Here is a 14,345-nt window from a genome sequence, read left to right as displayed (position 1 = left end):
TTACATAAGCAAAATCAAAAGATCGCAGCCTTCGGCAGCTCCTACAGTGGAGGTCAGGTCAGACGGTTAACCGGCTCGCGATTGCCATCTTCTTCGGCATGCAGAAAGATCACCCGCTGTTGCTCCAGCGGCGCCGGCAAGGCCTGCTGCTGAAGCGGCCAGAAATGCGTTTCCACGTGGCTGATATCACCGTCCTGATCGTTGTGGATGGTCATCACCCCGGGCGTGCGGAGTTTCTGGAAACGCTCGTCGCACAGCTTGAAGCTTTTGCTCAGCCCTTCATCACCAATCACCGGCGAAGGCAGACGGCGCTGGGCGAAGCTGCGGCTTTTGCGTTGCTGGTAACGCGCCCAACCGATCAGGATCACTGCGTTGACCAGCGCCACCCACATATAAACCTGCAAAGTGCCCAAGGCATCGAATGCCGAGTTCTCGATGCGCGGGCCGCCGGTGGTTTCGATCAATGGCCATAGCCCGCGTACCAGCAGGAACAGCAGGCCAACCCAGGCCAGCATCGTGAGAATGACGTCGATCACCACCAGAAAGGGCCGTTGGCGAGTCCGGATAATTTTCATTTGATCACTTCCTCCTGGTCGTCGCCCAGCGGGCGGATGCCCCGATCAGGACTGACCCAGCGCGCGCGTTTTTTGTGTTGGCTGAACAACACCTTGGGGAAACTGACCAGGGTGGTCAGCAGACTGACGAGCCAGAACACCAACGGATACCAGACCACCCAGAACATGGTCTTGCCCAGACCCGGCTCATAGCGCCGGTCAATGATGATGCTGACGGCGAACTGCACCAGGCAGACAAACGCCAGCAACAGGCCGGTGAAGGCCGGCGGCATCAGGTGATCCACGGCGATCGCGTCGGGCATGACCATGAACTTGCCCATGCCCCAGAAAATCACCGACAGCAGAAAGGTGAAGGCCCAACCGGTGGACAGGCAGTATTCGAACAGCAGCGGCCACAGGTAGCGATGGCGGTACTGCCAGATGCCGCGAATGTTCTTGAACAGCACTTCGGCGCCGCCCTGAGCCCAGCGCAGACGCTGCTTCCACAGGCCACCGAGGGTTTCCGGCATGAGGATCCAGCACAGCGCGCGCGGTTCGTAGAAGATGCTCCAGTGATCCAGTTGCAGCTTCCAGCTGATGTCGATGTCTTCGGTGATCATGTCCGGGCTCCAGTAGCCGACCCGGTTCAGCGCGGTGCGGCGGAACGCGACGATCACGCCGGAGACGGTAAAGATACGCCCGAATACCCGCTGCGTACGCTTGATCAGTCCGATGATTGAAGAGAATTCGCCCACCTGCACCCGCCCGATCAAGGTCGAACGTGTGCGGATGCGCGGGTTGCCGGTCACTGCGCCAAGGCGCGCGTTATCCAGCATCGGCGCCACCAGATAAGCCGCCGTGTTCGGCGCCAGCAGTGCATCGCCATCGATGCACACCAGATACTCACTGCGCGCAGCGATCGCGCCCATGCGCAGAGCTACAGCCTTGCCCTGGTTTTCCGCCAGATGCAGGACCCGCAAACGCGGATCTTCCTTGGCCAGTGCGTCGAGGACCTCGGCAGTGTTGTCCTTGGAGCCGTCGTTGATCGCGATGACTTCGATATTCGGGTAATGCTGAGCCAGCGCCGCGTGAATCGTATCGGCAGCGTTATCGCCTTCGTTGTAGCAAGGGATCAGGATCGAAATCAGTGGTTCGCCTTCCAATGGCGGCGGCAGCGTGTCGTCCTGCCACGGCCAGTGGCGCTCCCAGTGCAGCCAGAAATACAGACCGCCAGCGATCCACAACCCGGACATGAACAGCGGGTAGAAGAACACGAACGACATCAGGAACTGGCCGGTCACCAGGAAGATCAGCCCCAGCGGAACGCCAAGGACAATCGCCAGAACAAGCAGGGCTAACAGTCTATCCAGCATGTTATGGATTCCATTTGTTGGAGAGTGCAGGCCTTACGGTTTTCAGGTCTGGCAGGTTGTCGAGGAAGTTGTCCGGGTAGTAACCGAAACTGGTCGCACCCTGACGCTTGAGCCGGCCCATCCAGTCCGCCAGATGCACGGCATCGATGTCGGCCTGATCCTTTTGGTTCCAGTCGCGCGCCTGCAATTCGAACACGGTGCGGTTGAGTGCCCCGGGACGTTTTTTCACCGTGGCGACCAGTTCTTCCAGCCACGGGCCGGACTCGGCCAGCGTCTGTTTTTCCATCAATGGCATGGCCATTGGCGCCGTCCAGTCGTAGGTGGCGAGGAAGTCATCGAGGTTCTGTGCGAACCACGCTTCGCTTTCAGGGTTGAGCATCGGCTCGGCGAAGATGTTGCGCGCGGTCAGCACCTGCGGCCCGCGGATTGCGCGGACCTTGGCGGTCAGTTCGTTGGTGAAGTCGATCAGGTAACGACTCTTGAAGCGCGTCCAGCGTTGCATCGCCGCCGGGTCGTCGCGCAGCGCGGCAATCGAACCTGGCAGACCTTGAGCAGCGTAGGCCTTCAAGGCATCCGGACTGGCGTCTTCGAAATCCGATAGCACAGCATCGTCGTGGTAGAGAATGCCGTCGATCGAGGTCAGCCGCGCCACGTCTTCATAGATTTCACCGATGATCTTGCGCACTTCGGGATTGAACGGTGACAGGCGTTTGTACTGCTTCGGATCGACCGAGGTGATGGCGGTTTTCGGGTCCCACCGGGTTACACGCGGCAGCTTCGAATCGAGTTCGAAACTCAGCACCGGCATCCACGCAAAGACCTTCACATGGGCACGGGTGCGCAGTTGCCAGGCGACGCGGTCGAACAGGTCGGCACGCACCGGCAAGTGGCGGTTGGGGAAGTACAACGAATGCACCAGACCATCGCCCTTGGGATCGGCGAAGGCTTGCAGGAACACCGTGCTGGCACCCAGGTCGGCCATGCGCTGCACCAGTTTGCCGAGGTTGATGTCCTGCTGCGCCGGGTCCGGATCGTAGACGTTGTCGAGATCGACATGAACCACGCGCATCGGCCCTTCGGCCTGTACCGAGACGATGCTGTTGGCGAAATGCTCGCCGTCAGGATCGGAGGCAACGAGGAAGCGCGGCCCGCTCATCAGGTTGTCGAGCGTATCGAGACCGTCGTCCAGAGTCAGGGCCATCTCATAGCCCTCCTCGCCAACCACGGTCAGCGACGTACCGTCGGCGGTGCCGTACGGCCAGACCCAGACGCGTGGTTTGTAACCGGTGGCCTTGCGGATCTTCTCGGAAATATTCTTTACGTCGGTACGAATGCGCGCCTGGAAATCGGCTTCGGACTCATAGCGCTTGGTCACGGGGTCATAACGCCGGGTCGCGGCGGCAGGCTGCAGGTTGCCCTGCGGGTTGGCAAGGATGCCTTTGTGGTTGGCGTCGGTGTGGGCGGCGATCTCTACCAACCCGGATTTGGAAATTTCGCGGATCTGCTGCCAGGTCAGGAAGTTCTCACGGTTACGCGGCGTGCCGGCAAAATCCACCGGTTGATTGAGCGGCGTGTCGATCCAGGTGCCAACCGGCGCCAGCAAGGCGTGCCAGTTATAGGCGCGCAGCACCGGCAGCACGCGGGTATAGAAGCTGGCATAACCGTCGTCAAAGCTGAGCAACACCGCTTTCGCCGGCAGCTCCGGGCCACCGTTACGCGCGGCCATGATCTGGTCGACGGTCACTGGTTTGTAGCCGTTCTCGCGCAGCCAGGCGAGCTGCTCGATCATGCGCTCGGTGCGCACCGCCACCACGGCCTGATCAGGATCACGGTCTTCGACATCGTGGTAGGCGATGCCAAGCACATGGTTTTTTGGCCACGGTTGTTCACTGGCCGCGACCGGGCGCTCGGAGGGCGGCGCGAAGGCCGGGGCTTGCTGGGCGCAGGCGCTGATCAGCAGCGCTCCCAGCAGAAGGATGAAACGCGAGATAAAAGGCATCTTCAAACTCTTCTAGAAGCGGAAAGTGAGGTCGACGAGCAGACGCAGATCAGTTTCCCGATCACCGTCATAAGGCCGGTTGATCACACTGAACATGCCGCCCACATCGAACACGTCGTTCCAGGCGTACCGTTGGCCATAACCGAGCAACGCCATGCCGCCGGTGCCGTGGTCGCGTTGGCTGTAGGTGCCGGCGCCGGCCTGGAATTGCTGGCTCCAGGAAGTTTCGTAGCGGTGGTAAAGCACGTGGTTGACGTTGACCAGCGGCATCACGCTGAAGTCCGACTTCGGGTTGAAGTACGGCACGTCGTCGGATTTCGAGTTGTGGCTGGTGCCCACTTCCAGGCCGGCGTCGACCTGGATGTTCGGCGCGGTGTAGATGCCCTCGCGCCCGGTCACCAACGCTTCGACGCGGTTGTTGCCATCGCTGAAGTGCGACGGGCTGACCGACACGCGCCACTCGCGGCTTTCGTTGGCGCGCCAGCGCAGGAACGCACTGCCGCCATTGGCCTTGATGTCGCTGTTGAGCGCGCGCAGCGGCGTTTCCGCCGAGAGGTATTCGAGGCTGCCGCCGTACTGCCAGTGATCGTTGATGTCGCGGGCAATCGCCAGGCGCGCGCCCTGTTTGTCACCGAAGCCGTAATCGTGATTCGACACCTCGGCTTCGAGAGTCATGTCACGGGTGCGCCGCTCCAGACCGACACGCTGGAAGCGATGGTGGCCGGTGCCTTCGGCGAAATCGCCAGTGGCATAACCGGCGCCGGCGAACACCCGCCAGTCTTCGTTGATCGGTGGGCTGTAAAGCGTGCTCTGGATACCGAAATCACGGCTGCCGCTGACCGCACCGGCATCGCCGCTGCCGCCACCGTTGGCCTTGCCGCCGTAGGCTTCGACGCGCAGTTCGGCCATGTCATGGACTTCGCGTTCGCGAGCCAGACGCTGCACCTGGCGATTGTCCGGATAGCGCGCGACCACGTCGTCGACCAGCGCATCGTTCTGCCGCCACTCCTGCAACTCCATCGCGGTGCGCGCCTGCGCGACCTCCAGGCCGGCATCGCGTGGCGCCATGCTCTCGGTTTCCTTGAGCTGATTTTCCGCGCGGCGCGGCCACTGGCGGGCGAGGTAGAGATCGGCCTGGGCCAGACGCAAGCCAAGGTTGCCCGGCGCCTGATCGACCAGCGTCTGCAAGCGTTCTTCGCCGTGAGGCAGGTCGGAACCGTAGGTGCCGGCCTGGGCGGCGAGTTGCTGGGCGTCCATCCATTCGTCGTTGGGGTTGCCGATCGGCAAACCCTTGAGCTCGACGCGCGGACGCTGGGCTTTCGCCGCGTCTTCGGCGACCTTGCGCGCCTCATCGGCGCGGTCGCTTTCCAGCAGCGAGTAGTACAGCGCAGTGCTGTCTTCGAGGCGATCACCGACATCGGCATCCGGCGCCGAAAGCACCTGGCGATACAGATCGGTAGCAATCTCAGGCTCACGCTGATCCAGATAAGACGCCGCAACCCAGCGCAGGGCGTAGGTCGGAATCTGCACGCCCTCGGCCTGCAGCTTTTGATATTCGGCGATGACGTCGGCGGTGCGCGCCCGGGCCTTGAGCGCGCCCATGCGGTCGATGCGCCAGCGCGTCACGTCGTCGTGAGCAGTCGCGTCGGGCGTCCAGGTCGCGAGCAATTTGTCGTAATCGGCCAGCGCGCGATCGGCGATGACGTAGCGTTCCTTTTCGCTGCGGGTCGCCAGTTCGGCAAGGCGCACGCGTTCGGCGGCGAGATCGCCTTCCAGGCGGCGCAAGGTCACCGGATCAATCAGGCCGGGACGTTGACTGGCCAGACGCAGCGCCGGTTCAGGCAGACGGGCCTGTTGCAGGGCGACCACGTACTCGCGGGCGACTTCCGGTTTGTTGCCGGCGCGGATAAACGCCTGATCGAATTCGAACAATGCGTCGTATTGTTTGCCGGCGCGACCGAGTGCGTAGCCCAAGGCGAGACGGCGTGACGGATCGTCGGGTTTGGCGGCAACCAGCGCCTGGGCGCGGGTGACGGCCTGATCGGGTTTGCCGGAATCGGCCTGGGTCAGCGCCAGGCCCAGTTGCAGGTCGGCGTTGTCCGGCTCCAGCGCCAGCGCCTTGTTGTACACCTGGATGGCCTGATCCCAGCGCTTGAGGTTGCGATAGGCACGCGCGGCGGCGGTCAGTGCCTGCACCGGCAGGACGCGGTCGCGCCCCTGGGTTTCGTAGACCTTGACCACTTCGGCATCGAGCCCGGCCCAACTGGCGATTTGCAGGTGATCGCTGACCTGGCTGTCGCTGGCCAGACCCGGCGGCACCTGACGCAGCACGGTCAATGCAGGCGTGTAATGCCCGGCGCGGGCATCGCGCACCATCTCGTCGTAGGGCGTGTCGGCCAATGCCAGCAGCGGCCAGAGCAACTGGCTGCACAGGGCGAATCGGAACAAAGGGCGCAAACCACGATGTAATACAGGGCCATCAATACGCGGCATTTGTCAGCATCCTTACATGGCCAGCCGGGTCGCAATGCCCTCCTTGCCCATTCGTAACGGTGGCCGACAATGACAGCCCTCGGCCAAGCTTGGTGAGGCAGTCTGCACGCAAGCGTAGTCGAATTTTCACAACGCAATAATTGTTCAGAATCGGCCCCGTCTGTACAAAATCCGTACAGCAAAACGCCCGGCACCTGTTCACACAGGGGCCGGGCGTCTGGGGGGCGCGCGGTTGGGTTTATTGCTCTTGGGTGACGCCGGCAAACTTGCTCATCAGGAAGCCGATGAACTGCTCGACGGTCATTTTCTGGCCGTTGAATTCGACCTGATTGGCCGCGTAATGCAGTTTGGTCACCACGTTGGTGCCGTCGGCGACAGCCAATTGCGAGCCGACCGCCATGCCGGCGAACATGTCCGCCGCTTCCCTGGACTGATCGACGATGGCTTTGGCGTCAGTCTGGCCATCAAGTTGCGCCTGCACGCTCAGCAGATCGACCAGCATCGGCTTGGACACCTGGATGTTCAGGTCGAGCAATGCGATCAGTTGCTTGCCCAGTTGATCCGGCGGCAGGTCCATCGATTGCGGCTTGGTCAGGTCGATCACCAGATTGGCGCGGCTTTCACCGTTGGCGGTGTTGAACGACAGGTTCTCCAGCGCCAGTTGCGGACCGGCCGCCAACAGCTTCTGCAGATCGGCTTTGACCTGGGCGTTTTCCGCTTCAGTCAGATTCAGCTCCGGTGCCGGCAAACCCTGCGCAGCAGCCTCGGCGGCAGCTTTTTCGTAGGGCTGCAACTTGGTCTGGTAGATCTGCATCAGCGACATGGTCGACGGAATGTCGAGATTCTTCAGGCTCATGGCCATGGCCGCCGAACCGACTTTCTTGTCGTTGAGCGTCACTTCGCCGATTTTGTAGTCGGCACGCCCCGAGGCATTGCTGCCGCTTTCTTCGGTGCGGTTCTTCATTTCGAAGTTCTTCACGCCCAGCACCATCGGTTTGGCGCCGAAAGTGGTTTTGCTGCTGGTCACTTCCAGGGTGTTTTCCCCGGTGTAGTAGCCGTAGCTGCTCTTGGCGAGGTTGCTGGCCAGGGTCAGGCCGTTGAGCTCGATCTGCACCGGCGCCTGGTCTTGCGACACGGTGACCAGTTTCAGGTTGTCCATGTAGCCGTCGGCCTTGACCTTCTGCGCCTGGGCGCTGGCGGCGATGTCCATGCTCAACCCGGAAAACTTCAGGCTCGATTGCTCATCCAGCGCAGTTTCGAACGGCACCAGATTCAGAGTGCTGGTGGTCGATTCGTCGTAGCCGATGTTGGTCACGCCCTTGAGCGGCGCGGCGCCGTTGGTGGCGGCGAACCATTTTTCCGTGGACGGGCTCTTTTCCAGCTCGTAGTTGCTGGTGGCCATGACCGGCAGCCACTTCAGCGAAACCAGCCGCGAGAACGGCAGCGGGCCGTGTTCGATGTGATCGACGAACAGCAGCTCGACCGGCGCATCACCGAACATCTCGCCTTCGCCCTTGAGGCGATAGTGCGCGGTGCTGGTGAAGGTGTGACGCTCCAGCGATACCAATTCCAGCGACGCGGTGCCGTTAGAGCCGGCCATGGCGGTCTGCAGCTCTTTGTTGGCGTTGGTCACAGCGTTGTTCAGTACGCCTTCGATCTTGGTCCCGGTGTACCAGGCCCCGCCTGCGCTGATCGCGCCGATGGCAACAACAATTCCGAGAAGCACGCCTGCTGATTTATTCATGAATGACCTGATCGGTTTCCGTGGCTGTGGATGATGTCGTCTTCCTTGAACCCGGGATCGGGTCGCGGCTCGACTGTGCGCAATCAAGCGGTGGAGATTAGCACCGGGCGCGCGCGACGGCCCAATGTTTAAAGGTTAAAGAGTGTCTATGGGGGGAATGGACAGTCGGCAGGAGCGAAGAGTTTCGGTGTTTTTGCGGGCCTCTTCGCGAGCAGGCTCGCTCCCACCAGGACAGTGCTTTACCTGTGGGAGCGAGCCTGCTCGCGAAGAGGTCGGTGGATTCACAGCAAATCAGGAATATTGAACCTCGATTTCATCCAGCTGATGATCAAAGCTTTTCAGCCGCGCGGTCCAGGTATACACCAGCACTTCAAAGTCGCGATCGATCACCGCTCCGCCGGTGGTATCCGCTCGCACATCGCAGAAATCCAGCTGATAGCGTTCGCGGGCCATGGCCGTGGCGACATCTGACAGCTCACGTGCGTTATTCAGCCAGTGCCAGCCTTCATCGGCGATCTGCTTGTCGAGTTCCAGGCATTGCTTCTTCAGCGCTTCGAGGCTTTTTTCCAGCGGCGTGCCGGTGAGCTCGCCCATGACTTCGGCGAAGGTTCGCCCCGGCTGCCAGTAACTGCCCCAGAAGTAGCGGTCGAACACGGTTTCGACCCGGCGCAGGGCGACTTTGGTGTCCCAGATCAGCACGAGCATCTTGCCCCGTTCGAGCTGGCGCTTCTTGACCCGTTGCAGCTGAATCGAGGTCCACGCGACGACGACGATCGCCATCACCGCGATCAGCGCAACGGCGCTGTCGAGGAAGATCATCGCCGTATCGATCTGGTGGGCCAGCATGATCCCGTAGAAATACGTGGCCGAGAGCAGCACCAGTGCGACCAGAGCGCACCAGAAGCCGAGAGCGTAAGGGTTTTTCATTATTGTTTCCCCTGGGCCAGCACGAGCAATGTGCATTGCAGGAGCGCTTGGCATGGGGCGCCCCTCCAACACTTCAAAGCATAGCAACGGCCTCAGGGTTTGCTGGCGCCCGAGGTGTTCGTTCGTCCGCTTTCCCAGCCACCGCCCAGGGCGAGGAACAAATCGATCTGGCTCATCGCGACCTGAGTGTTGGCGGCGGCCAGTTGCGCGGTGACATCGGTGTAGGTGCGCGTCGCTTGCAGGTCGGCGAGGAACGACTCGCGGCCGGCCTGGAAGAAGCGGTGCGTCTGCTCGGCGGCGAGCTTGGCCGACTGCTCGGCTTCGGCCAGCGCATCGCGGCGTTGCAGCAGTGCGCTGTACTGGGCCAGACCGGTCTGCGTCTCGCGGATGGCGTTAAGCACCACGCCGTCGAAATGTGCCAGTGCGCCCTGGGTGTTGGCCTCGGCTTCACGGATGCGTGCACGGGCGCCGTTGGTCGGCACTTTCCAGCTCAGCGACGGGCCGAAGCCCCAGCGGTTGGTCGACGGGTCGCCAAGGTCATCAATGATGCCGACGGTGCCGATGGTCGCGCCGATGCTGATGTCCGGGTACAGCTCGCCGGTGGCGATACCAATGCCGGCGGTTGCCGCCGCAAGACGCCGCTCGGCCTGACGAATATCCGGGCGGCGCTTGAGCAGCGCAGCGCCGTCACCGACCGGCACCAGTTGCGCGATCTTCGGCAACTCGGCGCAACTTGCCGTACCTGCCGGCAATTGCTCGACCGGTTTGGCCAGCAGCATCGACAGACGGAACAACCCGGCCTGCCGCGCCGCTTCATAACGCGGCAAGTCGGCGCGCAGGGATTTGAATTGGGTCTGCGAACGGGTGACCTGGGTTTCGTCACCACGCCCGGCATCACGCAGACGCTGGATCAGCGTAGTGCTCTGCGATTGCAGATCGAGGGAATGCTCGGCGATTTCCCGCTCTTCATTGGCGGCGCAGACCTGGGTGTAAGCACGAACCACGTCCGCCACCAAGGTGATACGCGCAGTGTCGGCGGCAGCCTGAGTCGCATCGGCATTGGCTTTCGCCGCTTCGATACCGCGCTGCAAAGTGCCCCACAGGTCGAACTGGTACGAAGCGCTGATGCCGATATCGGCGATGTTGGCCACCGGGACTTTTTCCGGCAGGAGGAACGCCTGACCAGATTCCTGCAAACGTTGCGCACCCATTTTCACCCCGCCGCTCCAACCGCCAGCGGCCTCGGCTTCATCCACCTGAGCGCGCGCCCGCGACAGGTTCGCCGCTGCTACACGCAAATCGGTGTTGGAAGCCATGGCCTGCTGCACCAGTTGATCAAGGCGCGGGTCTTTATACAGTCGCCACCAGTCCGCCGGGACGGGTGCCGACACCACCGGTTTACCGGCGACTGCCAGCTCACCCTGAATATCCTTGCGCTGCACCGCCGCGTCGGCGGGCACCTGATAATCCGGGCCGACCATCTGACAGGCCGAGAGCATCACGCCCAACCCGGCGATCAACCAGGCCCTGCTCATGGCTGCGACTCCTCATGTTGGTCGTCGATGATCGACACGGTGGCGGTACGCCCGGCGATCATGCGGAAGTCGGCCGGCACCTCATCAAAAGCGATGCGCACCGGAATCCGCTGTGCCAGACGTACCCAACTGAACGCCGGGTTGACGTTGGGCAGCAGGTTGCTGCCGCTGGTGCGGTCGCGGTCTTCGATACCGGCGACGATGCTTTCGACATGCCCGCGCAACCGCGCGCGGTCACCGATCACGCGGATATCCACCGATTGCCCGACATGAATACCGTCGAGTTTGGTTTCTTCGAAATAGCCATCGATATGAAAGGAGTTGCTGTCGACCACCGACAACACCGGACGCCCGGCGGTGACGAATTCCTGCGGACGCGGCGCGCGGTCGTTGACGTAACCATCGACCGGGCTGCGGATCACCGAACGATCGAGGTTGAGCTGCGCACTGTCCACCGCCACCAACGCCTCGGCCAGCGCCGATTGCGCGCGGGCCACCCGCGACTGGCTTTCTTCCAGTTGCTCGGCCGGCACCAGATTGCCGAGGCCACGGTTACGCTTGGCTTCACGCTGGGCCTGGGCGAGGGTTTCTTCGCGATCGGCCACCGCGGCCCTGGCTTGGCGCAGGGCCAGTTTGAAGCGGTCCTGGTCGATGCTGAACAGCACCTGACCACGCTTGATCAACTGGTTGTCCTTCACCTCGACCTGCTGGATCAACCCGGACACGTCCGGGGCGATCTGGATGATGTCGGCGCGAATGTGGCCGTCGCGAGTCCACGGCGCGAACATGTAATACATCACCATGCGCCAGACGAGGACAACGGCAAAAGTCACGATCAGCAGGGTCAGAACCACGCGACCGATGGTCAGAAACGGTTTTTTCATGTCATCAGGTATCGACTGAGTGAGTCCACGCCGTACAGCAGCACGGCGTAAAGCGCCACGTTGAACAATGCCCGGTGCCAGACCAGACGGTAAAAGTGCAGGCGTTGCAGCACGCCATGCACCAACAAAAACAGCACGTAAGTAATGCCCATCAGCACCAGCAGGGTCGGCAGGAAAATGCCGCTGATATCCAGATCACCGATCATAGGGGCGCTCCATCGGGCAGCGGTTCTTCGGGCTCGGCGCTGGAGACGAACTCGACGCCGGGCAGCAAGGCCAGACGCAGACCGCTCAAGGCGTGCAACAGGTGGCGACGGGTTTCATCGTCGCCCTGGCCGTTGAGCGCACGGCGGGTGCGATCAAGGGTCATCAGCAGACCGCTCGGCGCCGGCAGGCGTTCGTCGGCTTTGAGGCACGCGCGGAAATACTCGCCGACCTCGCCCACCACCTGCCGCAACAGGGCGTTTGGCACGCCAGTAACGCGCGGGGTGTAGGCAAGCAGATCGAGCATGTTCAGACCGACACGCACTTCACGCATGGCGATGCCGGTGTCCTGACCGGTCAGGGCCAGACGCGGCAGGTGCTGCATCAGCCGATCGAGCAACTGCACACCCAAATGCCGATGTTCGGCGAGGCTGGCCGGTTCGGTCATGCTGACGATGTCTTTCCAGCTGAATCGGGTCAGACGCTTGGCCGCCAGCTCGGCGCCGAACGGTCGCGCCACCAGCGTCCAGATAAAGGCGAACAACAGCCCCAGCGGCCCGGCCAGGTTGGAGTTGGCGAAGGCGAAAAAGTCAGCGTCGTACGCGCCCTGAATACTGATGAACGAGGAAGTGTTGACCAGCGTCAGCAGCATGCCGAGGTAGAAGCGCGGCTGCACCGTCAGCGTACCGATGCAAATGAACGGCACGGCAAACGCCAGCACCAGCATCGGAAAATCATGCAGGTTGGGCAGAATCAGGAACAGATAAAGGCTGGCGAACAGCACCGACATCCCGGTCCAGAAAAAGAACCGGTAAATCTGCGGTGCCGGGTCGTCCATCGAGGCGAAGAAGCTGCACGCCACCGCCGCCAGGATCACCGCGCTGCCGCCGTCCGGCCAGCCGAGCAGGATCCACAGCACCGAAGCAACGATGATCGCCAGAATGGTCGAAGCCACCGAATACAACATCAGCCCGCGATCGATGAACGGCGTCAACCGGCCGAGGCGCCAGTGCCGGTACACCGCGCGCCAGTTGTCCTGGCGCTCGCACAGGATCGCATCCTGCAGGCTGCGGCAGTCCTGCCACAGATCGATGAATTCACCGAGGCGGTAGATCGCGTTGGAGAACAGCAACTGTTTGCGGTCTTCCAGCGCTTCGGCGCTTGGTTGCAGTGCGTCGAGTTGATCTCTCAGCGCTTGCCAGCGCTCGAGATTGGCGTCTGCGTGGCCCAGCCATTCCCGGGTCGCGGTCAGCAACGGCTGGAATTTTTCCACCAGCTCCGGGGTGCGGCGTTCGAGGGCGTACAGCGAATCCTCAAGGGCATCGATCACCGGCAACAGATGAATCATTCGCCCGCGCAGTTCCTTGGTGTTGCGCACGGTTTGTGGCCGCGCGCCTTCGTGGGGCAACTGGCCGATCATCAACTCGAGGCTGTTGAAATTGGCGACCATGGCCATGCGCAGCGCGGTGACTTCTTCCGGCTGCACATCGCGGCTGAGAAACTTCTGGCTGTAGCTCGTCGCATCGGCGAACCACTTGCTTACCGCGTCGTTGAACACCGGCGCCAGCCGTCGCGGCCAGAACATCGCACCGACCACCGCAGCGACGGCGATGCCAAGGAAAATCTCTTCGGTACGCGCCTCGGCTACGTCCCACACCGCCAGCGGATTATCGACCACCGGCAGAGCAATCAGCGGCAAGGTGTAACCGGCCAGCATCAGCGCATAACTGTTGGCCGTGCGCAGATGCAGGGACATGAACAGCAGAATGCCGGTCCACAACGCGATCACCACCACCAGCACATAGGGACTCTGCACGAACATCGGCACGAACAGCACCGCCGCCGCCGCGCCCAGGAAAGTGCCCGCCGCGCGGTACAGCGCTTTGGAACTGGTCGGGCCGAGAAACGGGCTGGAAACGATGTACACCGTGGCCATCGCCCAGTACGGACGCGGCATTTGCATGAGCAAGGCGATGTACAGCGCGATCATCGACGCTGCAAAAGTACGGACCCCGTAAAACCAGTCACGGGCCGGCGGCATGCCAGTGAAAAAACCGTTCAAGAATTGACCACCACAGGCGAACTCGCCGCCTCAAAAGCCCTCAGTACCCGAAGCGTAGCTTCCAGATCGCTGCGCTCGATGCCTTCCAGCACTTCGTGGCGCAAGCGCACCAGCTCGGCTTCGACCGCTTGCACCAGCTCGCGGCCGGTATCGGTCAGGCTCAGGCACTTGGCGCGGCGATCCTGAGCGTCTTCGGTGCGACAGACGTAACCGGCATGGCACAACTGATCGAGCAACCGCACCAGCGAAGGACTCTCCATCCCCGCAGCCTGGGCGACTTGCACCTGACGCACGCCCTCGCCCAAACGCCCGATCATCAACAAAGGCACGGCGCAGGCTTCGGAAATTCCGTAGTTGACCAGCGTGGTCTGGCAGATCTTCCGCCAATGCCGGGCGGCCACCACCATGGCGCTGCTGATGTTCATCTGAAGACTGTCGAGGGAATCGGACACGGGATAACGGACACTGTTAGTTTGCTAACTATCAATATCGCATTGGAGGGGAATTTCAGTCAAGTTTTGAAACAAATCTCTCCGTTAGTCGCACTATCTGACTCAAAGCTTTCTCCAT

11 protein-coding genes are annotated in these 14,345 nt (G+C 62.0%); all 11 read right to left on the bottom strand.

Annotation, left to right across the window (positions count from 1 at the left end):
- Positions 1–53: 53 nt before the first annotated feature.
- The 11 genes from pgaD to AB4N53_RS20715 all read right to left on the bottom strand — a co-directional run bounded on the left by pgaD (position 54) and on the right by AB4N53_RS20715 (position 14,200).
- Positions 54–575 (bottom strand): poly-beta-1,6-N-acetyl-D-glucosamine biosynthesis protein PgaD, encoded by a 522-nt coding sequence (gene pgaD / locus AB4N53_RS20765; protein WP_460122743.1) that lies wholly within the window; start codon positions 573–575, stop codon positions 54–56.
- Entirely contained in the window at positions 572–1,927 is a 1,356-nt protein-coding gene (pgaC, locus tag AB4N53_RS20760) for a poly-beta-1,6-N-acetyl-D-glucosamine synthase (protein WP_460122741.1), read from the bottom strand. The genes pgaD and pgaC overlap by 4 nt, the downstream gene beginning before the upstream one ends.
- 1 nt (position 1,928) lies before the next feature.
- Positions 1,929–3,926 (bottom strand): poly-beta-1,6-N-acetyl-D-glucosamine N-deacetylase PgaB, encoded by a 1,998-nt coding sequence (gene pgaB / locus AB4N53_RS20755; RefSeq protein ID WP_460122739.1) that lies wholly within the window; start codon positions 3,924–3,926, stop codon positions 1,929–1,931.
- A 12-nt stretch (positions 3,927–3,938) separates the two neighbouring features.
- Positions 3,939–6,419, bottom strand: coding sequence for a poly-beta-1,6 N-acetyl-D-glucosamine export porin PgaA (gene pgaA / locus AB4N53_RS20750; RefSeq protein ID WP_460122737.1), 2,481 nt, complete (start codon positions 6,417–6,419; stop codon positions 3,939–3,941).
- A gap of 238 nt (positions 6,420–6,657) precedes the next feature.
- Positions 6,658–8,163 (bottom strand): YdgA family protein, encoded by a 1,506-nt coding sequence (locus AB4N53_RS20745; protein WP_460122735.1) that lies wholly within the window; start codon positions 8,161–8,163, stop codon positions 6,658–6,660.
- A gap of 291 nt (positions 8,164–8,454) precedes the next feature.
- On the bottom strand, positions 8,455–9,090 hold the full coding sequence (locus tag AB4N53_RS20740) for an NADH:ubiquinone oxidoreductase subunit N (protein WP_460122733.1): 636 nt from the start codon (positions 9,088–9,090) through the stop codon (positions 8,455–8,457).
- Between the two features lie 92 nt (positions 9,091–9,182).
- Complete coding sequence (locus tag AB4N53_RS20735) at positions 9,183–10,625, bottom strand: efflux transporter outer membrane subunit (protein WP_460122731.1); 1,443 nt, start codon at positions 10,623–10,625, stop codon at positions 9,183–9,185.
- Positions 10,622–11,509: an efflux RND transporter periplasmic adaptor subunit gene (locus AB4N53_RS20730; RefSeq protein ID WP_460122729.1), complete on the bottom strand. Its 888-nt coding sequence runs from the start codon at positions 11,507–11,509 to the stop codon at positions 10,622–10,624. The genes AB4N53_RS20735 and AB4N53_RS20730 overlap by 4 nt, the downstream gene beginning before the upstream one ends.
- Positions 11,506–11,715, bottom strand: a complete 210-nt coding sequence (locus AB4N53_RS20725) for a DUF1656 domain-containing protein (protein ID WP_016772264.1) — start codon at positions 11,713–11,715, stop codon at positions 11,506–11,508. The genes AB4N53_RS20730 and AB4N53_RS20725 overlap by 4 nt, the downstream gene beginning before the upstream one ends.
- Entirely contained in the window at positions 11,712–13,775 is a 2,064-nt protein-coding gene (locus AB4N53_RS20720; RefSeq protein ID WP_460122727.1) for an FUSC family protein, read from the bottom strand. Before AB4N53_RS20720 ends, AB4N53_RS20725 begins: the two co-directional genes overlap by 4 nt.
- A complete protein-coding gene (locus AB4N53_RS20715) occupies positions 13,772–14,200 on the bottom strand; it encodes a MarR family winged helix-turn-helix transcriptional regulator (RefSeq protein WP_016772266.1) in 429 nt (142 codons plus the stop codon). Before AB4N53_RS20715 ends, AB4N53_RS20720 begins: the two co-directional genes overlap by 4 nt.
- Positions 14,201–14,345: the final 145 nt, after the last annotated feature.

It is taken from the genome of Pseudomonas sp. H3_E04 (assembly GCF_054668915.1).
Note: the sequence above shows the minus strand (reverse complement) of the source record. Positions and strands in the feature narration are given on the sequence as shown.